The organism is Polaromonas sp. P1_H6 (assembly GCF_056405195.1).
Map to the genome: position 1 here is coordinate 225,156 of NZ_JBFUCN010000001.1, position 23,791 is coordinate 248,946.

Sequence of the window (23,791 nt, forward strand, 5' to 3'; positions counted from 1 at the left end):
AGGTATCCTTCTTGGGTTAAAGATCGCCGTCGTTGTCGTTGTTGTCGTCGAAATACACGCCGTCCTGCGTGAGCAACTGCTGTAACTGCTTCACGTCGGTGTCGGCAAAAGTCCGGCTCGCACCCGGCATGGCCGCCGCCGTGCCCGCCGCCTGGCCCATCACAAAACAGCCGCCGCTGGCGCGGGCGGCCGACTGGCCCTCGTGCGTCATCGAGGCGCAGCGCCCGGCCACCAGCAGGTTGGCAACACCCTGGGGCACCAGCATGCGCCAGGGCAGCTCGTTGTAGGCGCGGCCCTGCGGTGCTTCCACATTGCGCGGAAATTTCCAGTCGATGCGTCCGTCGGCATGCAGCTCCATCGGCCAGGCGTTGATGCCGATGGCGTCGTCAAAACGCGCGGATGAGAGGATGTCTTCGCCGCTCAGCGCATACAAACCCTGGATGCGCCGCGTCTCGCGTATGCCGACCTGGGGCGCGATGTCCACGATGGCGGAATCCGCAAAGCCCGGCACTTCATCGCGCAGGAAGCGGAAGTATTCGGTGATCTGGCGCCGGCCTTCGAGTTCGCCTTCGCTGAGCTGGCGCGCGTCGGTGGCGTCCATGGCCGTGCCCTGGGCGTTGCGGATCTGCGTGACGTTGGCGCGCCATTCGGCTGGGTTCTTTTGCGGGCGCAGGATCGCGCCTTCGCGCGGGAATTTGTAGCGGCCCGGATGGCGCGCCTGGCTTTCGGCCATCAGGGTGTTGATGGCCTTGAACTCTCCCACGGCGGCCAGCGCGCGCGATGCATCGACATGGCCGACGCGGAACATGGTGGATGGAAACAGCGCGCTGCCGTGGCCATCGCCGAGCTCGAAAGGCACGCCGGCGAAGTTCGCCACGTCGGCGTCGCCTGAGCAGTCGATAAAACGCGTAGCGCGTATCGCCTGGCGGCCGGATTTGGTTTCCACCACCAGGGCGCTGATGCGCTCGCCCTCCATCACCACCGCCGCGGCCCAGGCGTGGAAGAGGATGTTTACGCCTGCCGCCACCAGCAGTTGGTCGGCCGCGCATTTGTAGGCCGACACATCATAGGAGCGCACGCGTATGCGGCCCTGCATGCCGTCTTGCGGTGCATTAAGGCCGCCCAGGGCGTCAATGCGCTGCAGCAGGTCGTCGGCGACGCCGCGCACCACCTGCCGCATCTGGCCGTTCTTGCGGCCGTAAAGGCCCGCGAAATTGGTCACGCCGCCGGCCGTGCCCATACCGCCGAGGAACCCGTAGCGCTCGACCAGCAGGGTGCGTGCGCCGTGCCGCGCGGCGCTGACACTGGCGGCCAGGCCGGCAGGCCCGCCACCGACTACGACGACGTCGAACTCGCCGTAAACGGGCAGGCTGCGTGCGGGTTCGGTGATGGAGGTCATGGGTTTTTCAACTCCTTATTCAAGCTTGATGCCGCGCGTCTGGATGATGTTGCCCAGGATCGCTGCCTCGTCTTTCACTCGGCTTTTCAGGCCCTCGGGTGAGGTGCCTACGGCCTGCCAGCCCTGGTTGAAGAGCTTTTGCCGCGTGTCGGCATCGCGAATGATGCGCGGCACTTCCTGTGCGAGGCGCGCCTGCGCGGCTTTGGACAAGCCAGCCGGGCCTATCAGCGCCGTCCAGACTTCAAGGTTGACATTGGCCACGCCGGCATCGGCCAGCGGCGGCACTTCGGGCACCAGCGAAGAGCGCCCGCCGGCCAGTCCAATGGCCTTGAGCTTGCCCGAGCGCACATGCGGCATGGCCACACCCGGCGGGATCAGCGCCATCTGGATCTGGCCGCCCAGCATGGCGGTGACCACCTGCGGGTTGCCGGCAAAGGGCACGTGCACGGGTGTGAGGCCAGGCATGCGGCTTTTGAGCAGCTCCATGCCCAGGTGCGCGACCGAACCGTTGCCGACCGAGCCGTAGTTCCAGCGGCTGCTGCCCTGGCGTGCGGCCGTGAAGAACTCAGCGCCGCTGGGCTCGTTCGCTGGCGCCACCAGCACCAGCGGCGCGGTGGCCAGCAGCGAGATGGGTGTGAAGTCTTTGGCCGGGTCGTAAGGCAGTTTGGGGTAAAGCAGTTTGGCCGAGGTCAGGTTGCCGTTGATGACGACACCCAGCGTATGGTCGTCGGTGGCCTTGGCGACCTGGTCTGCCGCGATGTTGCCGGATGCGCCGGGCTTGTTCTCGATGACCACCGGCTGGCCGAGCGCGCGGCTCAGCGGTTCGGCCAGTGTGCGCGCCGCCATGTCGGGGGTGGAGCCGCCGGGAAAGCCCACGAGGATGCGCACCGGTTTTGTCGGCCAGGCGGCGGGCGCGGCTGCCACAGCGGAATGTGCGCAAACGGCGAAAAACACGGCGGAAAACAAGGCAACGGAAGGCTTCATGACGGTCCCTGAAACTTTAAAAGCGTCATTGGAACAGTTTTGACGGCTCGATTCCGTCGTACATCCACTTCAGGCCCGCGAAGCCCGCGCTTTCGGTGCCGCTCTGGAACATCTGGTTGCGAAGTTCGCGCTGCACGCCGGCCGCATGGTAAATATCACCATAAAAACGCGCGGTCAGCTGCACGCGGCCGGTGCGCAGGTAGCGGGCCTGCTGGTATTTCTGGAAGGCCTTGGGCACGTCGCCGCGGGTATGGCGCAGCGCCTCGCGCATGACCACCGCGTCCTCGATGGCCTGGCCGGCGCCCTGGGCCAGGTACTGCAGCATGGGGTGGGCCGCGTCGCCCAGCAGGGTCACGCGCCTGTCGGTCCAGTTTTTCACCGGCTCGCGGTCGCACAGCACCCACATCTTCCAGGTTTCGATCTTGCCCAGCAGTTCCTTGACCTGCGGGCAGGCGTCGGCGAAGCGCTCATTGAGTTCGGCCGTGTCGCCGAAGGTGTTCCAGCCTTCGTCGTATTTATTGCTGTGGAACACGGCGACCAGGTTGAACAGCTCGCCGCGGCGCAATGGGTAGTGCACCAGGTGGGTTTTCTCGCCGCCCCAGAGCAGCACGTCGTCGCTCCACAAATGGGCCGGCACATCCTCGCGCTTGAGCACCGCGCGGTAGGCGATATGGCCCGAGACGCGCGGCTTGCCGTCGCCGACCACGGCTTCGCGGATGCGGCTCCACATGCCGTCGGCGCCTATCAGCGCGCTGCCTTCGACGGTTTCACCGCCTTCGAGCCGCACCGTCACGCCGTCGGCCGTCTGGTCAAACGACTCCACCTTGGCGCTGGTGCGCAGGGTGATGTTGGGCTGTGCGCGGCAGGCGTCCAGGAAGACCTGGTGCAGGTCGGCGCGGTAAATCACGCCATAGGGGAAACCGTAGGTCGCACGGGCCATGTCGCCCAGCGGGACACGCACGACTTTTTCACCTGTCCGCACGTCGTTCATGCCCAGGCCGGTCGGGAAGAAGGCCACGCGGTTGATGGCCTCTGTCAGGCCCAGGTAGTCGAACATGCGGAAGATGTTCGGGCCCAGCTGGATGCCGGCGCCGATTTCGCCGAAGCTCGCGGCCTGCTCGAACAAGGTCACACGGTGGCCGTCCTGGGCCAGCACCATGGCCGCAGCCAGCCCGCCAATGCCGCCGCCCGAAATGAGGAGAGGGAGTGGGGATGTTTGTGCCATATGTGAGAGGATGGGTAAGGTGGGAGCCGGGGAAACGGGTGGAAAACCGGGTTTTAATGTGGTTATGATAAGTATACTTATTAATAATTCAGCCTAGTAGATACCCTGAATTGCAAAGCTGCCCGTTAAACTCCGCGCATGGCCAAAACTTTTAATTTCAGCGAAGCCCCCGGACACCTGATCCGCCGCGCGCAGCAGCTTGCGGTGGCGATCTTCATGGAGGAAACGGCCGGTTTTGACGCCACGCCGGTGCAGTTTGCCATCCTGAACGCCCTGATGGACGACCCCGGCGAAGACCAGATCACGCTGTCGGGCCGCGTCGCTTTTGACCCGGCCACCTTCGGCTCGGTGATAGGCCGGCTGGAAGCCAAGGGCTGGGTCAAGCGCGAGGCCGACCCCTCCGACAAGCGCCGCAAGCTGCTGTGGACCACGCCCGAAGGCGAAAAAGTCGCGCTGCAGATGAAGCGCGCTGTCGGCAAGACCCAGCAGCGCATCCTGGCCCCGCTGGACGAGAACGAGCGGGTGCAGCTGAATCAGCTGTTGGCCAAGCTGGTGACCGGCCACGAGAACGACGGCAGGTAGACGGCGACCAGGCCGTGGGCCAATAAAAAACGGGGCTTCAAGCCCCGTTTTTTATGGAGTCCGACCCAACCTCAGGCCGATTTGGCGACCAGGTCGAAATGTTCCACCGTGGGCGCGCCGGCGAAAAACGGCCCGACGATGGCGCGCCAGTCGGCGAAGGCCGGCGACTGGCGGAAGTCGACGGTGTGGTTTTCCAGCGTATCCCAGAAAATCTGCAGGATGTAGCGCTCAGGGCTTTCAATGCCTTTGTTGACCTTGAAACCCTGGAAGCCCTTGGCCTTGGAAATCACTTCGCGGAGGCCGCGCTGTATGGCTTCGTCAAAAGCGGCCTGCTGGCCGGGGTGGATGCGGATGTCGGCGAGTTCGAGAATCATGAAGCTTCCTGTCCTTGTTAATACTGGGTGACCGGCAACTCTACCGTCAATCCGTCGAGCGCGGGCGTGAGCTTGATCTGGCAGCTCAGGCGGCTGGCGGGACTGCGCGGCGCGGCGGTGAATTCCAGCATGCCCAGCTCCTCACCGTCGGGCGGCGGCAGGCTGGACGCGTAGGGCTCCCGCACATGCACGTGGCAGGTGGCGCAGGTCAACAGCCCGCCGCAGTCGGCGGCGATGCCCTCAATGCCGGCCGCCACGGCCGCCTCCATCAGGCTTTTGCCGGGCTTGCCTTTGGCCTCGGTGGTGCGGCCGTCGGCCGCGATGAAATGAAGGGTGATCATGAAGTGTGCGGTGGCCTGTTGGGCCGTCAGATGCGGCTGAAGTATTCGCGCCTTTGCCAGTCGTCCTTGTCCTCGGCGTCGGCATGGCGGGCGATTTCGGCCTGCTTGATATGGGTGAAGTGGCCGATGAAAGTATCGCCGAAGGCGGCTGCCAGCACGGCGTCGGCTTTGAGTGCATCCAGCGCCTCGCCCAGGCTGGTGGGAATCTTGTCGGCGCTGCCGCCATAGGGTGCGTCGGTGGCTGGCGGGGCCTTGAGGCGGCGCGCGATGCCGTCCAGCCCGGCGTGGATTTGCGAGGCCAGGTAGAGGTAGGGGTTGGCGGCGGGCTCGCCCAGGCGGTTTTCAATGCGCGTGCTGTTGTCGTTGCACTGGCCGACCACCCGCAGCATGGCACCGCGGTTGTCACGGCCCCACAAAATCGATTGCGGCGCCAGCGCGTTGGGCCGGAAACGCCCGAAACCGTTGATGGTGGGCGTGCAGAAAGCCGTCATGCCGCGCGCATGGGCAAGCAGCCCGGCCAGGTAATGTTCGCCGGTTTCCGAGAGCGTGTATTGCGCGTCCGAAGGCGTCGTGCCGGCCGTGGGGCTGGCGCGCTTGAACAGGTTGGCGCCGCTTGTCAGGTCCACCAGCGACTGGTGCAGATGCCAGCCGCTGGACATGATGTTCGGAAAGGGCGGCCGGCACATAAAGGTTGCGTGGTAGCCGGCGCGGCGCAGGGCCTGCTTGACCGCGCTGCGGAACAGCACCATGTTGTCGGCGGCCGCCAGCGCGTCGGTGGCCTCGAACACCGCCTCGACCTGGCTGGGGCCGAGTTCGATTTCCAGCGACAGCAGCGGCAGGCCCAGCGCCTGCGCCGTGCGCTGCACGATGCGCAGCGGTTCCTCGGCCATGTCCGCCCATTGCTCGGACAGCAGGTGGTAGCCGGGGTGGATCATGCGGACCTCGGGCGGCAGGCCGGGCCAGCCGGCCAGTTCCGGGTCCAGCTGGGGCTGCAGTCCTCCCTCGGTGATGCGGTAGATGTGGAACTCGATCTCCAGCCCGCACTTCATGCCGTAGCCGGCTTGCGCCAGTTTTGCCAGCGCGTTCTGCAGCACCCGGCGCGTGTCTAGTTCTACCGGGCTGCCATCGGGAAACCAGGGCTGGCACTGCAGCCAGCCGGTTTTCTCCACCCAGGGCAATTCTTTCAGGCTGGCCGGGTCGGCCAGCAGCATCACGTTGCCGCCGAATTCAAAGCCCGGCAAACCGGCCGCGCCGCCGGCTTCGAACACTTTGTAAGCGGTGCGGTCGGCCGTGTCCTTGAGCAGCAGCGTGCTGACCATGCCAACACCGTCGGCCATGGCCTGCGCCGCGGCGGCCGCCACCAGCGTCTTGCCGCGCAGCATGCCGTGCAGGTCGCACCAGGCGAAGCGCACCAGCTCCAGGCCGCCGGCCTCGATGCGCCGCACGGCCTCGGCCTGCGCGGCCTGCCTCGCGGCGTCGTTTACGCCGCATTGCGCCGCGAAGCTCATGATTGTGTTGCGGTGTCGGCGGGAGTGGACGAGGCGGTCCCCGCATCCAGCCAGGGCGCGCCCTCGCGTTTGGCGCGGGCGGTGCTTTGCCACCATTGGGCCCACTCGCCGGCCGGCGCGATGCCATCCACCGTGTCGGGGCCGGTGATCATCCCGGCCTGCGCGGGGTCGGCGATGCCGGGCGCCACGCCGCCGTTCTGCACGGTCTCGATCGCCTTGAGCAGCACGCGCCGGTTCGCCATGATGACCTTGTCGGAGGTGGCCAGGTGCTCACGCGTGCGGTCCTGGATGGCGCCCATGCTTTCCACCGCCCACTGGTCGTGCACATTGATGTCTTCCTCGCCCATGCCCAGGTAGGTGCTGCTCATCTGCTCTTCGGCATTGAAGCCCCAGCCGTTGTGGCGGCCGGCCTTGGGGATGTAGTCGGGCAGCGCGATGAACTGCTGGCGCTGCGCGCGCATGCTTTCCCGGTCCAGCGGGCCGGCGAAGCTTGTGAAGAAGGTGTACCAGTAGGTGTTGGTGTCGTCCACCGGCACATGCATCTGGGTGATGGTCATGGTCTCCGACAGCGGGATCACAAAGGTGGCCGGGAAGATGGCGTTGGTCACGCGCACGTGGGTCAGTTTGTCGGTCATGGCGCGCAGCGCGGTCAGTTGCATGCCCCAGGGCTTATTCTCGAAGCTGATGTCGGGCTGGGCGAACTCGCGCATGATGCGCGTCATCGGCCACTGCTCGCCATCCTTGCTGCCGGCGCTGGCGCTGCGGAACTGCTTGCCGGCCGGGTTCTGGCCGATTTCGTCCAGCGGGTTGTCCTGCAAAAAACGGTGCAGGAACGACGGGTGGGCAGGGTCTATGCCGACTTCGAAGGCCTGCAGCCAGTTGGCGTTCCACAGGCCCTTGAAGGCAAAGCTGTGCGTGGCCGGCGCGGTGAAGCAGTCGAACGCGGGGAAGGGCGGCGGTGTGCTGCCTTCGTCGCCCAGCCAGGCAAACAGCACGCCGGCTTTTTCGACGACCGGGTAGCTGCGCTGGCGTATGCGTTCGCACAGCTTGCTGCCGGTGGGCTCGGCCGGTGTTTCGAGGCAGCGGCCGTCGGTCGCGAATTTCCAGCCGTGAAAAGGGCAGCGCAGGCCGCCGCCTTGTTCCAGGCTTTCGCGCCGTCCGAAAGACAGGTCGGCGCCGCGATGGGCGCAGTCGCGGTCCAGCAGGCCCCAGGCGCCCGAGGCGTCCTTGAACAGCACCAGGTCCTGGCCGAACAGCTTGAGTGCCTTGACCGGGCGGATTTCCATGCGCGGGTCCAGCGCCGGGTTGAACTCGTCCACCAGCGCGGCGGGTTGCCAGTACTGGCGCAGCAGCTGGCCGCAGGGCGTGCCTGCGGTGATGCGGGTCAGCAGTTCGTTTTGTTCGGCATTCATGCGTGGCCTTATAGTGCAGGATAAACCTTGAAACGGTATCCCAAAATTAAAATTCAGTGTACATTCACCGCCATGAACTTGCAAGAAACCGTTTTGATGCAGTTGCGGGACCTGATCCTGCGTGGCGAGTTCGAGCCCGGCCAGCGCCTGGCCGAGCAGCAACTGGCCGAGCGCCTGGGAGCTTCGCGCACGCCGGTACGGGCCGCGCTGGTCACGCTGGAGCAGGAGGGGCTGGTCGAGGCCAACGACACCGGCAAATACCTGGTGCGCCAGTTCACGCCGCGCGAAGTGGCCGACGCGATCGCGGTGCGCGGCCACCTGGAAGGCATGGCGGCGCGCTTGGTGGCTGAACACGGCGTGTCGCGCCAGCTGCAGCTCGATCTGCAGTCCTGCCTCGATGAAGGCGACCGGGCGCTGGCGGCCAACCCGCTGAGCTATGAGAACTACGCCGCCTATGCCGCCATGAACGACCGCTTCCACGCGCTGATCCTGGAGGCCAGCGGCAACCGTGCCCTGCAGCGCGCCATCGAGCTCAACGACAAGCTGCCCTTTGCCTCCGCCTCGGCCATGTTGCCCATGCAGTCCACGCTGGAGCAGGACCGTGACTGGATGCACTACGCGCACCGCCAGCACCACATGCTGTTCGCGGCGCTCAAGGCCGGTGAGGGCGCGCGCGCCCAGGCCCTGGCTGTCGAGCACACGGAAGTCGCGCAGATGAATATGCGCATGGCCCTGGAGCGGCGCGCCGAAACGCAGAGCCTGATGCCGGGCTTGCGCCTGGTGGTCGGGGGTTAGCGCTCGCCCAACAGCAGCTTCAAGTCCACCGAATCGGCCACAGCCTTGTTGCCGGCATCACCGAGGTGCAGGTGGTCGCCCGAGTCATAGGCCGGCAATATCCTGAGCGGGTTTTGCGGGTCGCTCGCCACCGCGTCGAAATCCAGCACCGCATCGAATTCGCCGCTGCCGCGTATCCATGCATTGATGCGCTGGCGCAGCGCGTCTTTCGCTGGGCTGTAGTAGTTCGTGATCGGTGAGCCCGGCATGGTCAGCGCGCCTTCAAAAGGCGTTAGCGTGGCGCCGACGATGCGCACGCCGCGGCTGCGCGCGCGGGTGATCAGCTGGCGGTAGCCGGCCATCAGGGCCTCGGCCTGTGTGGCCGGCTCCTGGGGCTCAAGCGTGCTGCCGGGCCAGCTGATGTCGTTGATCCCCATCAGCAGCACCACGCTGGCCACGCCGGGCTGGCCCAGCACGTCGCGCTCGAAGCGCGCCAGTGCATTGGGGCCCATATGGTTTTTGAGAACCCGGCCGCCCGAGATGCCGGCATTGAGCACGGCCACGTTCCGGCCGGCCAGGCGGCGCGCCAGGAAATCCGGCCAGCGCTGGTCCGTACCCGGTGTGGAGGCCGCACCGTCGGTGATGGAATCGCCAAAAGCCACCACGCTGCGTGTGCCGGGCGCGGCTTCCACCAGCACCGCGCTCAGGAAGAGGCGGCTGTTCACCACGCTGTCAGCTTTGACGCTTGCCGCGCCGGCCGCATTGCCCGCCGCGACCTGCGCGGGTTGCAGGCCGTCCCAATGGATCGTCGTGAGGGGCGTTGCCTGCGGAAAGTAGAGGCTGACGGCTAGGCGCTGCAGCGGCGCAACGTCCATCGCGACCGGGTCGCTCATGAGGGGCGCGCCTGCCGGCACGGTGGCCGTGGTTTTGCCGCCAAAGGTCAAGGCCAGGCTGGGCCCGTTGGTGCTGCCTGCCGCGTCGCCTGCCGCCGCGATGCGGGCCGCGCCAATCTGCAAGGGCTGGGTGCCGTACTCGTTGGACAGCACGATGCGCACGCGCGAGCCGCCCACGCCGGCGCGCACCACCTGGCGCACCGTCTGGTCGCGCAGGCTGGCCGGAAGGCCCAGCGGCAGGACAAAGTCACCGGCCCAGACGGGCTGGGGGCTGGCCGTCCAGGCGGGGGCCCAGCTGCCGTCGGCCGCTTGCGCCTGTGGAAGCCAGGCGGCGCACAGCAGCGTGAGGCAAAGGGTGGATAGAAGGGCGCGGAATTTAAAAAAGATATTCATGGCGATGGGGCTCAGCAGGTGACGGCATTGACAGGCAGCCCGGCCTTGTCACGCGACAGGCTGTACAGCGTGACGGCGATGCCCGCGACGGTGATGGATGCCGCCAGCCAGCTCAAGCCGCCCAGGCCGAAGGAGCTGCTCACGACCAGGCCGCCCAGCCAGGCGCCCAGCGCATTGCCCACGTTGAAAGCGCCTATGTTGAGGCTGGCCGCCAGGTTCTGGCCCGCGCCCTGCGCCTGCTGCAGCACGCGCATCTGCAGCGGCGCTACCGTGGCAAAAGAGGCCACGCCCAGCAAGCCGACGAAGAGCACCGCGGCCACCGGCGAATGCAGCACAAAACCCATCGCACCCAGCACCAGCGCAGTCGCACCCAGCGTGAGCAGCAGGGACATGCGAAGGCCGCGATCAGCCAAGCGCCCGCCCAACAGGTTGCCGATGAAGATGCCACCGCCGAACACCAGCAGGATGGGCGACACTGCGGCCTCGCTGAAGCCGGTGAGCTGGGTCAGGATGGGCTGGATGTAGGTGAAGATCGCGAACACGCCGGCAAAACCGAACACCGTCATCAGGAGGCCCAGCATCACTTGCGGGCGGGCCAGCCCGGCCAGTTCCTGGCGCAGGGAAGCGCCACCGTTTTCCGACGCGCTGCGCGGCACAAAAATCGCCAGCACCAGAAAGGCCAGCAGGCCGATCAGCGCCACCACCCAGAAAGTGGAGCGCCAGCCGTAGTGCAGACCCAGCCAGGCGCCGGCCGGCACGCCGAGCAGGGTGGCCAGCGACAGGCCGCTGAACATGATGGCAATCGCCGAGGCCTTGCGCTCGGGCGCGACCAGGCCGGTGGCGACGATGGAGCCCACGCCGAAGAAGGTGCCGTGCGCCAGCGAGGTGATCACGCGCGCCGCCATCAGGCTGGAATAGTCCGGCGCCAGCGCGCAGGCCAGGTTGCCCAGCGTGAAGATGGCCATCAGCGCCAGCAGCACGGTTTTGCGCGGCAGTTTGCGCGTGGCCAATGTCAGCACCGGCGCGCCCACCGCCACCCCCAGCGCGTAGCCGGAAATCAGCAACCCGGCCGAAGCGATGCTGACGCCGAGGTCGGCGGAGACCTGCATCAGCAGGCCCATGATGACGAACTCGGTCGTGCCTATGCCGAAGGAGCCGACGGTGAGAGCCAGCAGGCCTAGAGGAAGTGAAGTGGTTGATTTGCGCGCATCCATGAAAGTCGCCTGTGAAAAAAGAGGATGCGCCTAGTGTGGAGACGAAGGGCTACCTTGACTAGAATGTCCTGGAGACAATGATTTGTGAATTCAATTCACAATAAACAGCGCCAGAATACCCACCATGCCCCGCATAGACGTCAACCGATCCGGCGAGATGGAAGCCTTTGTCCAGGTGGTGGACAAAGGCGGTTTTTCGGCCGCCGCGCGCCAGCTGTGCATGACGCCTTCGGCCGTCAGCAAGCTGGTCACCCGGCTGGAAGCGCGCCTCGGCACGCGGCTGGTCAACCGCTCTACCCGCAAGCTGCAGCTCACGCCCGAAGGCACGACGTTTTACGAACAAAGCACGCGCGTGCTGGCCGACATGGACGAAGCCGAGCGCGGCGCGGCCGCTGGCGCCATGCCGCGCGGGCGCGTCAGCATCAACGCCAGCATGCCGACAGCGCACCGCCTGCTGCTGCCGCTGGTGCCGGCCTTTCACGAGCGTTATCCCGACATCTCGCTGGACATCACGCTGACCGACCGCATCGTCGACCTGCTGGACGAGCGCACCGACGTGGCGATACGCTGGGGGGCGCTCGCCTCGTCCCAGCTGGTGGCGCGGCACCTGGGCGACACGGCGCAGCTCATCGTCGGCAGCCCCGCCTACCTGGCACGCCATGGCACGCCGCGCACGCTGCAAGACCTGGAGGCGCACCAGCGCCTGGCCCATACCTTCAAGCGCAACATGCATTACTGGCCGGTGCGCGTGGACGGCCAGATCCAGCAACTGCCGATCACCGGCTATGCGCGCGCCAGCGACGGCGAGGCGCTGCGCCACCTGGTGCTCGCGGGCGCGGGCCTGGCCCGCATGTCCATGTTCCACATCCGCCGCGACCTTGACGCGGGCCGCCTGGTGACGGTGGCGGAGGACCTCAACCCGGGCGAGCGCGAGCCCATCCACGCGGTGTTTGTCGGCCGGGGCGGCCGCCTGCCGGCGCGTGTGCGCGTGCTGCTGGATTTCCTGGTGGAGCAGGTCACGCAGGAAGTGCTCGATGCCGGCGGCGTTGGTCCGGATTACCAGCCCTGACAGTCCTGGGGGGCGGCTTGCAGGAATACCCCATCAGTACTTGCCACTAGATAGCTTCCCTATGGTTGCCGCGGCATAACTTGCCTAGCATTGGTAACAAGTCGTAAGGCTACAAGGGCCGCTCCGGCCATGGAGGATGTCTATGCACCGCATTCCTGTTCGCATCCTGGGTTTTGCCCTGTTACTGCTGTCGCTGGCCGGCTCCGGCTTTGCGCAGGAGCGTTTCACGCCTTCCGCCGACGGCCAGGAGGTCACCGACAGCCGCACCGGCCTGATCTGGCGCCGCTGTGCCGAAGGCATGGTCTTCAAGGGCAAGGCCTGCACCGGGCAGGCAGCTTTCCTGAGCCAGCCCGATGCGGCCACGCGCGCCAAGGCGGCTTCCGCGCCGGGCGCCGAATGGCGACTGCCCATCCTCAAAGAACTGTCCAGCATCGTTTCTGCACGGGAAGCTGACGTCGACAAGGCGGCGATAGACCCCAACGCCTTTCCCGCCACGCCGGTGGCCCGCTTCTGGACTTCCAGCAGCACCGGCCCCGGCTATTTCACCTTTGTGGGGTTCAGTGACGGCAGCGCCGGTGAAGCCCCGCGCGCTACGGCCGCCGCGGTGCGGCTGGTGCGCGGAGGAAAGTAGATTCTTAGTCCGTCGACACCTGCAGCACCAGCTTGCCGAAATTCTCGCCGTTGAAGAGCTTGAGCAGCGTCTCGGGGAAAGTGTCCAGGCCGACGACGATGTCTTCCTTGCTCTTCATGGTCCCGGCCTTGAGGTAGCCGGCCATCTCGGCCACGCCGACGTGGTAGCGGTCGGCATAGTCGAACACCACGATGCCTTCCATGCGGGCGCGGTTCACCAGCAGCGACAGGTAGTTGGCCGGGCCTTTGACCGGTGTGGTGTTGTTGTACTGGCTGATCGCGCCGCAGATGATGATGCGGGCGCCGCGCGCCAGGCGCGCCAGCACCATGTCGAGGATTTCGCCACCCACGTTGTCGAAGTAAATGTCTATGCCCTTGGGGCAGTGTTCCTTGAGCCCGGCGCGCACGTCGCCGTTCTTGTAGTCGATGCAGGCGTCAAAGCCCAGTTCCTTGACCACCCAGTCGCACTTGGCCTTGCCGCCGGCGATGCCGACCACGCGGCAGCCCTTGAGCTTGGCGATCTGGCCCACCGTCTGGCCCACGGCGCCGGCCGCGCCCGACACCACCACGGTTTCGCCCGCCTTGGGCAGGCCTACTTCCAGCAGGCCGAAATAACCGGTCATGCCGGGCAGGCCCAGCACGTTGAGCCAGGAGGTCAGGCCCAGGCGCGGGTCGATCTTGAACATGCCGCTGCGCTTGACCTGGTCGGCCGGGATCAGGCAGTACTCCTGCACGTCGAGCGCGGCGTTCACGTAGTCGCCCACCGCAAAGGCCGGGTTCTGCGAGGCGATCACCTTGCCCACGCCGCCGGCGCGCATCACGGCGCCGATTTCCACCGGCGGGATGTAGCTCTTGGCATCGTTCATCCAGCCGCGCATGGCCGGGTCCAGCGACAGGTACAGGGTCTTGACGAGCACACCGCCCGGGCCGGGCTCGGCGACGGGTTCGGTGGTGAAGTTCCAGTTGTCGCGGGTGGGCAGTCCGACGGGGCGGCTGGCCAGGCGTATCTGGTGGTTGCTCAGGCTGGTGATGGCGCTCATAGTAGGTGTCTCCGCTGAATCCGTTGAGAAGGGTGTCGCGGCAATGGTAGTGGCGGCATGGCCCGGCGTCAGTCGCGCAGGCGATTGCCCTGCCACAGGGTGGTCGCTTAACCAGCTCAGCTTGAAGCCACACGAAGTGACGAGCGTGGGGGCCATGGTTTATGCTTTAGAGATGAAACTCCACAACTATTTCCGCTCTTCTTCGTCGTTTCGTGTACGCATCGCGATGGAGATCAAGGGCCTGAGCTACGACTACATTCCCGTGCACATCGCCAAAGGCGATCACAAGCGGCCGCCTTACGCCGCCCTGGCCGCCGACACCCTGGTGCCGCTGCTGGAAGTCGACGGTGAAAAACTTTCGCAGTCCATGGCCATCATCGAATACCTCGATGAAAAACACCCCACGCCGGCCTTGTTACCGGCCGACGCGCTGGGCCGAGCCAAGGTGCGCGCGCTGGCCCAGTCCATCGCCTGCGAAATCCACCCCGTCAACAACCTGCGTGTCCTCAAGTATTTGGTGAAGGAGCTCAAGCTCGACGAAGCCGCCAAAAACGCCTGGTATGTGCATTGGTGCCGCGAAGGGCTGGAAGCCTTTGAACGCCAGTTGGCTCAACTGCCGCCATCAACCTATTGCTACGGCGACACGCCCACGCTGGCCGACTGCTGCCTGGTGCCGCAGATCTTCAACGCCAAACGATTCAACGTGAGCTTTGACGGCTTGCCGCGCACCATGGCGGCATTCGACGCCTGCATGGCGTTGCCGGCCTTCCAGAAGGCCCAGCCTTCGGCTTGCCCTGATAACGAAGCCTGAGTTCCTTGTGCATGCGGATTGGTTGATCCCCGACTGGCCTGCGCCCGCCGGTGTGCAGGCGGTGTTCACCACCCGGGCCGGCGGCCTGTCGAATGCGCCTTATGACAGCCTGAACCTGGGCGACCACGTCGGCGACCTGCCGGCCAAGGTGGCCGCCAACCGCGCTTTGCTGCGCCAGGCCCTTGGTAGCCGCGCAGTCTTCCTGCAGCAGGTGCATGGCAGCGAAGTACTTGCGCTGGGCGCCGCCACGGGAGACGGCCTGCAGGCCGATGCCTGCGTGACCCGAGAGGCGGGGGTGGCCTGCACCATCATGGTGGCTGATTGCCTGCCGGTTCTGCTTGCGACTGAGGACGGCGCGATGGTGGCCGCCGCGCATGCGGGTTGGCGTGGACTCGCGGGCGATAAAAATGGAAAGGGCGTTCTTGAGTCTGTGCATGCCGCGATGAAGACCGATGCACGCATCCTCGCCTGGCTGGGCCCCTGCATAGGACCCTCGGCCTTCGAAGTCGGCGCGGAAGTCAAAGCCGCGTTCGAATCCGCCCAGCCTGAAGCCGCTCGCCTGTTTGCACCCACCAGCGCGGGCAAATACCTGGCCGACCTGCCGGGCCTGGCTCGGCTACGCCTGCAAGCGATGGGTATTACCGATATTTATGGCAATGACGGCAGCGATGCCTGGTGCACGGTGCTGAATCCTTCGCGGTTTTTTTCGCACAGGCGCGACGCCGGTCCCGCCGGCAACGGCTTTGGCACGACCGGGCGCATGGCCGCCTGCATCTGGCGCGCCTGAACCTGGTCAGCCTCCGGGCAAGACCTCAAACATGGTGCGCCGGGTATTGGTAAAGCGCGGCCGCATGCGGCTGCTCCACTCGGTGCCGCGCACGGCCAGCCAAGGCGGTGAACCGAGGGTCTCTTCGCTCACGAGGTCGTAGCAGGCCAGCGAGAGCGGGCCGTGGTCATGGTTCAGGAAGCGGCTGGCGCGTATGCAGCCGCTGACTTTGGCCAGGCCTGGCATGTGCTCGGAGTCATACCAGGCCGCCAGCTCGGGCATCCAGCCGGCCTCGGGGTCCATCTCCACGACGTAATGGAACACTGGCGCCGCGCCGGCAGAGGCGCCGGCGGTGTCGAACACGCGTTCCAGCCTGGAAATCCTGAGTTCCTGCAGGCCCGGCCAGCGTTTTCGAAGGTCGGACTCGAGCATTTCCGTGGCAGGGCTGCTCAGGTGGGTGCGCTGGTCCAGGAGCACATAGGCGTAGAAAATCCCGGCGTCTTTGTTGAGGGCCGCACGCGCCGGTTTGGCCGCCAGCCCCGCGCTGATACGCAACTGCTCCAGCAAAGCGGCAAAGTCGCCGGCCTGGCTTGCCGGCGCATTCGCCTGCACCAGCAGGGCATCGGTGGGGTGGGTCGCCTCGCTCACCTCAGTGCCCGATCCTGAGCGCCACCAGAAAGCGCGACACCATGTTGTAAGAGGCCACGGTGGCCACCAGGTCCACGCGTTGCTGCTCGTTGAAGAAGGGCTTGAGCGGGTCGAAGACGCTGTCGGTCACTTCGATGTCGCGTGTCATGGCGTCGGTCAGTGCGATGACGTTGCGCTCCAGCGCCGAGAACATGGCGGTTTGCTGGCCTGCCCCGAGATCGCGCAGCGCCTCGATTTTTTCCGGCGGCATGCCGGCCGCCAGTGCATGCGGCACGTGGGCCTCGAATTCATAGGGTGCGCGGTTCAGCACCGCCACCCGCAGGATGATCATTTCACGCAGCAGGGCCGGCACCGTGCTGCGGTTGCGCACGGCGGTCAGCAGCTGCTCCCAGCCCTGCGCCAGCGGCGGGCTGTTGAGCAGCACCTGGTAGAGCAGCGACACGCGGCCGCGTTCGGCCGTGATGCCGGCCTCGAGGGCGGCCAGTTCCGGCCGGGTGCCGGGCGTGACGGGTGAGATGCGCATGTTGGCCTTGGCACTCATTCGGGTTTGATCTTCTTGGCGCGTATGACCTTGCCCCATTTGGCCGTGTCATTTTTGAGCAGCAGGGCCAGCTCCGCGGGGCTGGAGGCGGCGGGCTCCGCGCCCGACGCCAGCAGCTTGGCGCGCACGCCCTCGTCGGCCAGCGCGCGCCTGACCGCCTGGTTGAGCCGCGCGATGTCGGCGGCCGGCGTGGCCTTGCCGGCGAACAGCGCATACCAGTTGTCCGAGTCGACGCCCGCCATGCCCATTTCCTGGAAAGTCTTGACCTCGGGCAGCAGCGGGTGGCGCCGGTTCGAGGCGATGCCTATGGGCTTGAGCTTGCCGGCCTTGATAAAGCCGACCAGGCCCGGAATGTCGCCGAAAAAGCCGTCGACGTGGCCGGCGATGACGTCGGTGATCGCCGGTGCCGCGCCCTTGTAGGGCACATGCACCAGCGGCGCCTTGGTGGAATCCGCCAGCAGTTCCATCGCCAGGTGCGGTACGCTGCCGGTCCCCGACGAGGCCATGGTCGCGCCATCCTTGCGCAGCCTGGCGTTGGCGATGAATTCGGCGCCGCTGTTGGCCGGGTTGTTGGCGCCCACCACCAGCAGTTCGACGTTGTTAGCCACCAGCGAGACCGGCGCCAGGTCGCGCACCGGGTCGTAGGGCAGCTTTTCATAGAGCGGCGGGTTGATGGCCACCGCGCCCACGCTGGTCAGCCAGATCGTGCTGCCGTCGGGGGTGGCGCGGGCCACGTATTCGGCCGCGATCGCGCCGTTGGCGCCGGCCCGGTTTTCAATGATGACCTGCGAGCCCAGCTCCTTGCCGAGCTGCTCACCAATGGTGCGCGCGACAAAGTCCACCGGCCCGCCGGGCGGAAAGGCCACCACGAGGCGAGTAATCTTGGCCTGCGCGTGCGCGGGCTGCGCTGCAAAACCCAGGGCCAGAACGGCGGCGCCCAGCAGCAGGGCTGCTCGTCTGCGAAGAATGCTTTTTTGTCTCATGGTGTTTTCCTTGTGTCTCCGTGAATCCGAATGTCCAAATTTCTCAATCGCAGCGCACCGACATCCCGCCGTCCACCACGATCTCGGTGCCGGTGATGAAGCGGGCTTCGTCGGACGCCAGGAACAGCGCGGCATTGGCCGTATCGCGGCCGTCGCCCATAAAGGGCAGGGGGATGCGCGATTGGCGCTGCTGCAGCAGCGCGGTGACGTCGCCGCCGGTGCGCTGTTTGGCCAGGCGCACGTCGACCATGGGCGTGTAGAGCTGGCCGGGCACGACGGTGTTCACGCGTATGCCGGCCTTGGCGTATTGCACCGCCACCACGCGCGAGAACTGCATTACCCCGGCTTTGGTGGAGGCATAGGCGACCTGGGCCGAACCCGTCCAGCGCAGGCCCGAAGTCGAGGCGATGTTGACGATGGCGCCCGCCGCCTGCGTTTCCATCAGCGGCAGCACATGCTTGCAGGTCAGGAACACGCTTTTGAGGTTGTGGTCTATCTGCGCGTCCCAGGTTTCCTCGGCCATCTCCACAGGCCCGCCGGCCGCCGAACCGCCCACGTTGTTCACGAGGACGTCGATGCGGCCGAAGCGAGCGACGCAGGCCGCCACCACTTTCGAGATGGACGTGGACCGGGTCACGTCGCATTGCGCGGTATCGATCTCGCCGCCCGCTTCCCGCACCAGGCGCACGGTCTCTTGCATGCGTTCGGTGTCGCGGTCCACTGCAAAGATGTGGGCGCCTTCCTGGGCAAAACGCACGGCGATCGCGCGGCCGTTGCCCCAGCCGGGGCCTACCGATCCGGCGCCGGTGACAAAGGCGACCTTGCCGGCCAGGCGGCCGGCGACGGGCGGGTGGGTGTTCAGGGCGGCAGTGTTCATGCGGGAAATTGGTAAAGGCGCTGCGGGTTACGCACCAGCAGCAGGTCTTGCAGTTCGGGTGTGGGCGCGATGGCGGGCAGCAGGTTGACCAGCACGCCGTCGTCGGGAACGTGGGTATGGTTGGGGTGCGGCCAGTCCGTGCCCCAGAGGCAGCGGTCAGGGAAGGCTTCGACCAGCCGGCGCGCCAGCGCGGCGCCGTGGGCATAGCTATGCGGCGGGTTCGCATCGATGCGGTCCGCGCCGCTGACCTTGACATAGAACAGCGGGTCTTCCATGAGGCTGCAAAGCGCGTGGAAATCGGCATGGCCCTCGCCCAGGCGCGCATCGACGCGGCCCATGTGGTCTATTACCACCGGCACGGCCGAGGCCCTGAGCACCGGGGCCAGCTCGTGGATCAGGCTGCTGTCAAAGTGCACCTGCAAATGCATGCCCAGCGGCGCCAGGCGATGGGTGAGGGCGACAGCCTGGTGCACCGTGGCGCCCTGGCCCAGGTGCTTCATGAAGTTGAAGCGCACGCCACGAAACCCGGCGGCCATCAGGCGCCGCAATTCCGCGTCGGGCACATCGTGCGGCGCCAGCGCCACCCCGAGGTAGCGGCCGCCGCCGGCGGAAATCGCGTCTTCCACCACCGAGTTGTCAAAGCCGTGCACGGCCGACTGCACGATGACGCAGCGCGAAATGCCCAGCTTGCGGTGCAGGCTGAACAGGGTGGCCACCGGCGCATCGGCCGGTGTGAAGTTACGGGTGGCCGCGAAGGGAAAACGCGCGGCCGGCCCGAAAACGTGGACGTGGCTGTCGCAAGCGCCCGGCGGCGGGCGGAAGGCCGGCTGCGAGGGTTCGGGCAGGTAGGTGAGGAGGGGTTCTGTGTTCATGGTGCTGCCCGTATTCTGGCGGCGGGAAGCCGTAATCGGTGCACCTGTTTTTGGATATCAGCTATCGGAAATAGCAATGACCCTAGAATGAGGAGAACCCTCTCCAGGAGCCCGCCATCGACCTGCGCCGTCTTGAATATTTCGTGGCCGTGGCTGAAGCCGGCAGCTTCAGCAAGGCCGCCGCCGCGTTGGTGATGTCGCAGCCGGCGCTGAGCCAGCAGATCGCCACGCTGGAACAGGAAACCGGCCACCGCCTGCTGACCCGCACCGGTCGCGGCGCCGAGCCCACCGCCGCAGGGCTGGCCCTGTTGCAACACGCGCGCGGCATTTTTGAACTCGCGGAGCGGGCCCGCGCCGACATGCGCGATCGGCAACTGGTCCCCAGCGGGCGCATCACCCTGGGCTTGCCGCCCCGCGTCGCGCATGCCATGACGGCCGATCTGGTGGAACGCTTCCGGGCTGAATTTCCGGATGCGGCCATCAGCGTGGAAGAGGGCTTGAGCATCCGCCTGCGCGAGGGTCTGGTCGCGGGGCGGCTGGACGTGGCCGTGCTCTTCGACCCACCCGCATCGCCGTTGCTGGACATCGAGACGGTGGCGCGCGAATCGCTGGTGCTGATGGCCTCAACGCCCTTGCCCGCGCGCATACGCCTGGCCGACGTGGCGGCGCTGCCCCTGGTGCTGCCGAGCAAACCCAACTCCCTGCGCCAACTGCTTGAGAGTGAAATCAAGCCGCGGGGCTACCGGCTCAAGGTGGTCGCCGAGGTCGATTCGATCAAGACCGTGCTGTCACTGGTGGCGCGCGGCGTGGCGGCCACGGTGCTGCCGGCCAGTGCGGTGCGTGAATGGACACATGCCGCGCCGCCCTTTATGGCGGCCATCCATGCACCGCAAATCCGCAACCGTTTGTGCATTGCCGTGCCCAAGGCGCGGCCGGCCACGCGCGTGAGCCGCTTTTTGGTGCAGCTGACGCGGCAACTGTGTCTGCAGCATTACGGCGAAGCGGCCAAACCGCGCAAGCCCTGAAGCTCAGGGGATTTTGGGGGCTTCTTCCACGGCGGGCGCGGGGACTTCGGCGGCTTTTTCACGGGCGGCCTCCGCATCTGCAGTTTGCTGCAGGAGCTCTTGTGCCGCGCGCTTTTTGAGCGCCTTGCTGCGCGCGGGCGCGCCCATCAGGTAAACCACCAATGCCACAGGGCCCAGTCCATAGAGTACAAAGGTAAACACCGCCCCGAGGACCGTGCCGTTACTGTTGGTAGCTTCGGCAACGCTCATCATGAGCACCACGTAAATCCAGGCGATGACAACCAAATACATAAATACTTGAAACTCTGCGTGCGGTCAGGAATTTTTAAAGCAAATCCTACGATACTGATGGTGTGCTCAAAAGAGTCACCGAGACTCAACATGATCGGGGAGACAGATGAATTCTGACGCAAACCGGGCCCAGGCGGCCCGTCAGATGCAAGAGACCTTTGCCGCGGGCCTGCAACAGGCCATGGGCGCGATGGCAACCGGCGGCATGCCGCCTGGCTTGGGCTTCCCCAAGGGCTTGAATGGCGACCAGGGCCAGCCCCTGCTGCAGTTCGACCCAACCAAGCTCCAGGAACTGCAGCAGCGCTACATCGCGGATGCTTCAGCCCTGTGGAACCAGGGCCTGCAGGACGGCGCCGACACCCTCGTGGCCTCCGACCGGCGGTTTTCCAATGAAGCCTGGAAGACCAACCCGTTCTCGAAATTCTCCGCTTCCACCTACCTGCTGAACGCGCGCACCCTGATGGAATTGGCCGACGCCGTGCAGGCCGACGCCAAGACGCGCGCGCGCGTGCGCTTTGCCGTCGAGCAATGGATGGCTGCCACCGCGCCCAGCAATTTCCTGGCGCTCAATGCCGAGGCCCAGCAAAAAGCCATCCAGAGCCAGGGCGAAAGCATTGCCCAGGGCATCACCAACCTGCTGCACGACCTCAAGCAGGGCCACGTCTCCATGACCGACGAACGTGTGTTCGAGGTCGGCAAGAACGTCGCCACCACCGAAGGCGCGGTGGTGTTTGAAAACGAATTCTTCCAGCTGCTCGAATACAAGCCGCTGACGCCCAAGGTCTACGAAAAGCCCTTCCTGCTGATCCCGCCCTGCATCAACAAGTTCTACATACTTGATCTGCAGCCCGAGAACTCGCTGATCCGCTATGCGGTCAGCCAGGGCCACCGCACCTTTGTGGTCAGCTGGCGCAACCCCGACGAGTCCATGGCCGGCAAGACCTGGGACGACTACATCGAGCATGCCGCCATCAAGGCCATCGAGGTGGTGCAGGAGATCACCGGCGCCAAGACACTCAACGCACTGGGCTTTTGCGTCGGCGGCACCATCCTGGGCACGGCGCTGTCTGTGTTGGCCGCACGCGGCAAGAAGCCGGTGGCCAGCGCCACTTTGCTCACGTCCTTCCTCGACTTCAGCGACACCGGCATCCTGGACATCTTCATCGACGAAACCTCGGTCAAGTACCGCGAGGCCGAGATGGGGCAGGGCGGCTTGCTCAAGGGCCAGGACCTGGCCTCCACTTTCAGCTTTTTGCGGCCCAACGACCTGGTCTGGAACTACGTGGTGGGCAACTACCTCAAGGGCGAAACACCGCCGCCCTTCGACCTGCTTTACTGGAACAGCGACTCCACCAACCTGCCCGGGCCTTTTTACGCCTGGTACCTGCGCAACACCTATTTCGAGAACAACCTCGTCAAGCCCGGCAAGGCCGTGGTTTGCGGGCAGAAGGTCGACCTGCGCAAGGTCGACATCCCGGTCTACCTCTACGGCTCGCGCGAAGACCACATCGTGCCGGTTGGCGGCGCCTATGCCTCCACCCAGCACCTGCCGGGCCCCAAGCGTTTTGTGATGGGCGCTTCGGGCCACATCGCCGGCGTGATCAACCCGCCGGCCAAGAAAAAACGCAGTTACTGGACGCGCGACAAGCTGCCCCAGGGCAAATACCCCGCCACCCAGGCCGAATGGCTCAAGGGCGCGACCGAGCACCCCGGCAGCTGGTGGACGGACTGGTCGGACTGGCTCAAGGGCCATGCCGGCAAGCAGGTTGCAGCGCCCAAGGCCTACGGCAGCCGCAAGCACCAGGTCATAGAGCCCGCGCCGGGCCGCTACGTCAAGGCCAGGGCCTGAGGCCCAGTATGCGCAGCTCTGTCATCATCTTTTAAAAACCATCTCCGAAACTTCATAAGGGAAACACATCATGGAAGACATCGTTATCGTTGCAGCCGGCCGCACCGCCGTGGGTAAATTCGGCGGCTCACTGGCCAAGATTCCCGCGACCGAATTCGGCGCGGCCGTCATCAAGGGCGTGCTGGAGCGCTCCGGCCTCAGCGCCGACCAGGTCGGTGAAGTCATCCTGGGCCAGGTGCTCGCGGCCGGTGTCGGCCAGAACCCGGCGCGCCAGTCCGTCATCAAGGCCGGCTTTCCCAACGGCATCCCTGGCCTGACCATCAACGCGGTCTGCGGCTCCGGCCTCAAGTCGGTGATGCTGGCGGCCCAGGCCGTGGCCACGGGCGACAGCGAAATCGTGATCGCCGGCGGGCAGGAGAACATGAGCGCCGCGCCGCACGTGCTCAACGGCTCGCGCGACGGCCAGCGCATGGGCGACTGGAAGATGGTCGACTCCATGATCGTCGACGGCCTGTGGGACGTCTACAACCAGTACCACATGGGCATCACCGCCGAGAACGTCGCCAAGAAATACGGCATTGACCGCGCGGCGCAGGACGCGCTGGCCCTGGCCAGCCAGACCAAGGCCGCGGCCGCGCAGGACGCCGGCAAGTTCAAGGATGAAATCATCCCCATTACCATCCCGCAGAAGAAGGGCGACCCGGTGGTGTTTGCTGCCGACGAGTTCATCAACCGCAAGACCAGCGCCGAAGGCCTGGCCGGCCTGCGCCCGGCCTTTGACAAAGCTGGCGGCGTGACGGCCGGCAATGCCTCGGGCCTGAACGACGGCGCCGCTGCCGTGATGGTCATGACGGCCAAGAAGGCCGCGGCGCTGGGCCTGAAGCCGCTGGCGCGCATCGCCAGCTACGCCACCACCGGCCTGGACCCGGCCTACATGGGCATGGGCCCGGTGCCGGCCTCGACCAAGGCGCTGCAGCGTGCGGGCTGGAAAGCCCAGGACCTGGACCTGCTCGAGATCAACGAGGCCTTCGCGGCCCAGGCCTGCGCGGTCAACAAGGAAATGGGCTGGGACACCAGCAAGGTCAACGTCAACGGCGGCGCCATCGCCATCGGCCATCCGATCGGCGCCTCCGGCTGCCGCATCCTGGTGACGCTGCTGCACGAGATGGCGCGCCGCGACGCTAAAAAGGGCATCGCCAGCCTGTGCATAGGCGGCGGCATGGGGGTTGCCCTCACACTGGAACGCTGAGCTTGCGGTAACAATGTTCCAACAGGCACACATCGTGCATA

At 66.0% G+C, this 23,791-nt stretch carries 25 protein-coding genes; 9 read left to right on the top strand and 16 right to left on the bottom strand.

The genetic code is table 11. From position 1 onward, the window contains the following. Positions 1–16: 16 nt before the first annotated feature. From AC1D1F_RS01065 to AC1D1F_RS01075, 3 genes are read right to left on the bottom strand one after another with little or no spacing between them, the layout of a single operon-like run. The gene (locus AC1D1F_RS01065) at positions 17–1,399 is read right to left on the bottom strand and encodes an FAD-dependent oxidoreductase (RefSeq protein WP_477675460.1); all 1,383 of its coding nucleotides are present in this window, start codon (positions 1,397–1,399) and stop codon (positions 17–19) included. A gap of 15 nt (positions 1,400–1,414) precedes the next feature. Continuing rightward, complete coding sequence (locus AC1D1F_RS01070) at positions 1,415–2,383, bottom strand: Bug family tripartite tricarboxylate transporter substrate binding protein (protein ID WP_477675459.1); 969 nt, start codon at positions 2,381–2,383, stop codon at positions 1,415–1,417. 25 nt (positions 2,384–2,408) lie between these two features. Next, complete coding sequence (locus AC1D1F_RS01075) at positions 2,409–3,608, bottom strand: 3-hydroxybenzoate 6-monooxygenase (protein WP_477675458.1); 1,200 nt, start codon at positions 3,606–3,608, stop codon at positions 2,409–2,411. 138 nt (positions 3,609–3,746) lie between these two features. Between AC1D1F_RS01075 and AC1D1F_RS01080 the strand changes: the two genes are divergently transcribed. Beyond that, on the top strand, positions 3,747–4,190 hold the full coding sequence (locus tag AC1D1F_RS01080; RefSeq protein WP_477654624.1) for a MarR family winged helix-turn-helix transcriptional regulator: 444 nt from the start codon (positions 3,747–3,749) through the stop codon (positions 4,188–4,190). 71 nt (positions 4,191–4,261) lie between these two features. Here the strand turns inward: AC1D1F_RS01080 and AC1D1F_RS01085 are convergent, their stop codons facing one another. The 4 genes from AC1D1F_RS01085 to AC1D1F_RS01100 are packed head-to-tail and all read right to left on the bottom strand — an operon-like array spanning position 4,262 to position 7,825. Beyond that, positions 4,262–4,564, bottom strand: a complete 303-nt coding sequence (locus tag AC1D1F_RS01085; protein WP_477675457.1) for an antibiotic biosynthesis monooxygenase family protein — start codon at positions 4,562–4,564, stop codon at positions 4,262–4,264. Between the two features lie 17 nt (positions 4,565–4,581). Next, complete coding sequence (locus AC1D1F_RS01090) at positions 4,582–4,905, bottom strand: 2Fe-2S iron-sulfur cluster-binding protein (protein WP_477675456.1); 324 nt, start codon at positions 4,903–4,905, stop codon at positions 4,582–4,584. A 26-nt stretch (positions 4,906–4,931) separates the two neighbouring features. After that, complete coding sequence (locus tag AC1D1F_RS01095) at positions 4,932–6,413, bottom strand: glutamine synthetase family protein (RefSeq protein WP_477697600.1); 1,482 nt, start codon at positions 6,411–6,413, stop codon at positions 4,932–4,934. After that, the gene (locus AC1D1F_RS01100) at positions 6,410–7,825 is read right to left on the bottom strand and encodes a Rieske 2Fe-2S domain-containing protein (RefSeq protein WP_477675454.1); all 1,416 of its coding nucleotides are present in this window, start codon (positions 7,823–7,825) and stop codon (positions 6,410–6,412) included. The genes AC1D1F_RS01095 and AC1D1F_RS01100 overlap by 4 nt, the downstream gene beginning before the upstream one ends. Positions 7,826–7,897: 72 nt before the next feature. On the opposite strand from AC1D1F_RS01100, the gene AC1D1F_RS01105 reads away from it, so the two are divergent. After that, complete coding sequence (locus tag AC1D1F_RS01105; RefSeq protein ID WP_477700628.1) at positions 7,898–8,620, top strand: GntR family transcriptional regulator; 723 nt, start codon at positions 7,898–7,900, stop codon at positions 8,618–8,620. On the opposite strand, the gene AC1D1F_RS01110 is transcribed toward AC1D1F_RS01105, so the two are convergent. Together AC1D1F_RS01110 and AC1D1F_RS01115 are read right to left on the bottom strand one after the other, a co-directional pair. Then, positions 8,617–9,885 (bottom strand): SGNH/GDSL hydrolase family protein, encoded by a 1,269-nt coding sequence (locus AC1D1F_RS01110; protein ID WP_477675452.1) that lies wholly within the window; start codon positions 9,883–9,885, stop codon positions 8,617–8,619. The two genes, AC1D1F_RS01105 and AC1D1F_RS01110, sit on opposite strands and share 4 nt — an antisense overlap. An 11-nt stretch (positions 9,886–9,896) precedes the next feature. Further along, complete coding sequence (locus AC1D1F_RS01115) at positions 9,897–11,099, bottom strand: MFS transporter (RefSeq protein ID WP_477675451.1); 1,203 nt, start codon at positions 11,097–11,099, stop codon at positions 9,897–9,899. Positions 11,100–11,223: 124 nt separating this feature from the next. Between AC1D1F_RS01115 and AC1D1F_RS01120 the strand changes: the two genes are divergently transcribed. After that, on the top strand, positions 11,224–12,168 hold the full coding sequence (locus AC1D1F_RS01120; RefSeq protein WP_477675450.1) for a LysR substrate-binding domain-containing protein: 945 nt from the start codon (positions 11,224–11,226) through the stop codon (positions 12,166–12,168). A 142-nt stretch (positions 12,169–12,310) separates the two neighbouring features. Further along, positions 12,311–12,799 (top strand): Lcl C-terminal domain-containing protein, encoded by a 489-nt coding sequence (locus AC1D1F_RS01125; protein WP_477675449.1) that lies wholly within the window; start codon positions 12,311–12,313, stop codon positions 12,797–12,799. A 4-nt stretch (positions 12,800–12,803) separates the two neighbouring features. Here AC1D1F_RS01125 and AC1D1F_RS01130 read toward each other — a convergent pair whose 3' ends face one another. Next, positions 12,804–13,838: an NADP-dependent oxidoreductase gene (locus tag AC1D1F_RS01130; RefSeq protein WP_477675448.1), complete on the bottom strand. Its 1,035-nt coding sequence runs from the start codon at positions 13,836–13,838 to the stop codon at positions 12,804–12,806. Positions 13,839–14,010: 172 nt separating this feature from the next. Between AC1D1F_RS01130 and maiA the strand changes: the two genes are divergently transcribed. Continuing rightward, the gene (maiA, locus tag AC1D1F_RS01135; RefSeq protein WP_477675447.1) at positions 14,011–14,649 is read left to right on the top strand and encodes a maleylacetoacetate isomerase; all 639 of its coding nucleotides are present in this window, start codon (positions 14,011–14,013) and stop codon (positions 14,647–14,649) included. Between the two features lie 7 nt (positions 14,650–14,656). Further along, the gene (pgeF, locus tag AC1D1F_RS01140) at positions 14,657–15,436 is read left to right on the top strand and encodes a peptidoglycan editing factor PgeF (RefSeq protein ID WP_477675446.1); all 780 of its coding nucleotides are present in this window, start codon (positions 14,657–14,659) and stop codon (positions 15,434–15,436) included. Positions 15,437–15,442: 6 nt separating this feature from the next. Here pgeF and AC1D1F_RS01145 read toward each other — a convergent pair whose 3' ends face one another. The 5 genes from AC1D1F_RS01145 to AC1D1F_RS01165 are packed head-to-tail and all read right to left on the bottom strand — an operon-like array spanning position 15,443 to position 19,336. Next, a complete protein-coding gene (locus AC1D1F_RS01145) occupies positions 15,443–16,063 on the bottom strand; it encodes a hypothetical protein (protein WP_477675445.1) in 621 nt (206 codons plus the stop codon). Between the two features lies 1 nt (position 16,064). After that, positions 16,065–16,586 carry a carboxymuconolactone decarboxylase family protein gene (locus AC1D1F_RS01150; RefSeq protein ID WP_477675471.1) on the bottom strand — a complete coding sequence of 174 codons (522 nt, stop codon included), beginning with the start codon at positions 16,584–16,586 and terminating at the stop codon, positions 16,065–16,067. Positions 16,587–16,600: 14 nt separating this feature from the next. Then, positions 16,601–17,587 carry a Bug family tripartite tricarboxylate transporter substrate binding protein gene (locus tag AC1D1F_RS01155; RefSeq protein WP_477675444.1) on the bottom strand — a complete coding sequence of 329 codons (987 nt, stop codon included), beginning with the start codon at positions 17,585–17,587 and terminating at the stop codon, positions 16,601–16,603. A gap of 43 nt (positions 17,588–17,630) precedes the next feature. Then, positions 17,631–18,464, bottom strand: a complete 834-nt coding sequence (locus AC1D1F_RS01160) for an SDR family NAD(P)-dependent oxidoreductase (RefSeq protein ID WP_477697073.1) — start codon at positions 18,462–18,464, stop codon at positions 17,631–17,633. Beyond that, positions 18,461–19,336: an amidohydrolase family protein gene (locus AC1D1F_RS01165; protein ID WP_477700629.1), complete on the bottom strand. Its 876-nt coding sequence runs from the start codon at positions 19,334–19,336 to the stop codon at positions 18,461–18,463. The genes AC1D1F_RS01160 and AC1D1F_RS01165 overlap by 4 nt, the downstream gene beginning before the upstream one ends. A gap of 122 nt (positions 19,337–19,458) precedes the next feature. On the opposite strand from AC1D1F_RS01165, the gene AC1D1F_RS01170 reads away from it, so the two are divergent. After that, positions 19,459–20,361 carry a LysR substrate-binding domain-containing protein gene (locus AC1D1F_RS01170; RefSeq protein WP_477697076.1) on the top strand — a complete coding sequence of 301 codons (903 nt, stop codon included), beginning with the start codon at positions 19,459–19,461 and terminating at the stop codon, positions 20,359–20,361. 3 nt (positions 20,362–20,364) lie between these two features. Here AC1D1F_RS01170 and AC1D1F_RS01175 read toward each other — a convergent pair whose 3' ends face one another. After that, on the bottom strand, positions 20,365–20,652 hold the full coding sequence (locus AC1D1F_RS01175) for a hypothetical protein (protein WP_477678347.1): 288 nt from the start codon (positions 20,650–20,652) through the stop codon (positions 20,365–20,367). Between the two features lie 106 nt (positions 20,653–20,758). Here AC1D1F_RS01175 and phaC point away from each other — a divergent pair, with 106 nt between their 5' ends. Both phaC and AC1D1F_RS01185 read left to right on the top strand, forming a co-directional pair. Next, positions 20,759–22,501 carry a class I poly(R)-hydroxyalkanoic acid synthase gene (phaC, locus tag AC1D1F_RS01180; RefSeq protein WP_477678346.1) on the top strand — a complete coding sequence of 581 codons (1,743 nt, stop codon included), beginning with the start codon at positions 20,759–20,761 and terminating at the stop codon, positions 22,499–22,501. Positions 22,502–22,571: 70 nt separating this feature from the next. Beyond that, entirely contained in the window at positions 22,572–23,750 is a 1,179-nt protein-coding gene (locus tag AC1D1F_RS01185) for an acetyl-CoA C-acetyltransferase (protein WP_477678345.1), read from the top strand. Positions 23,751–23,791 lie beyond the last annotated feature (41 nt).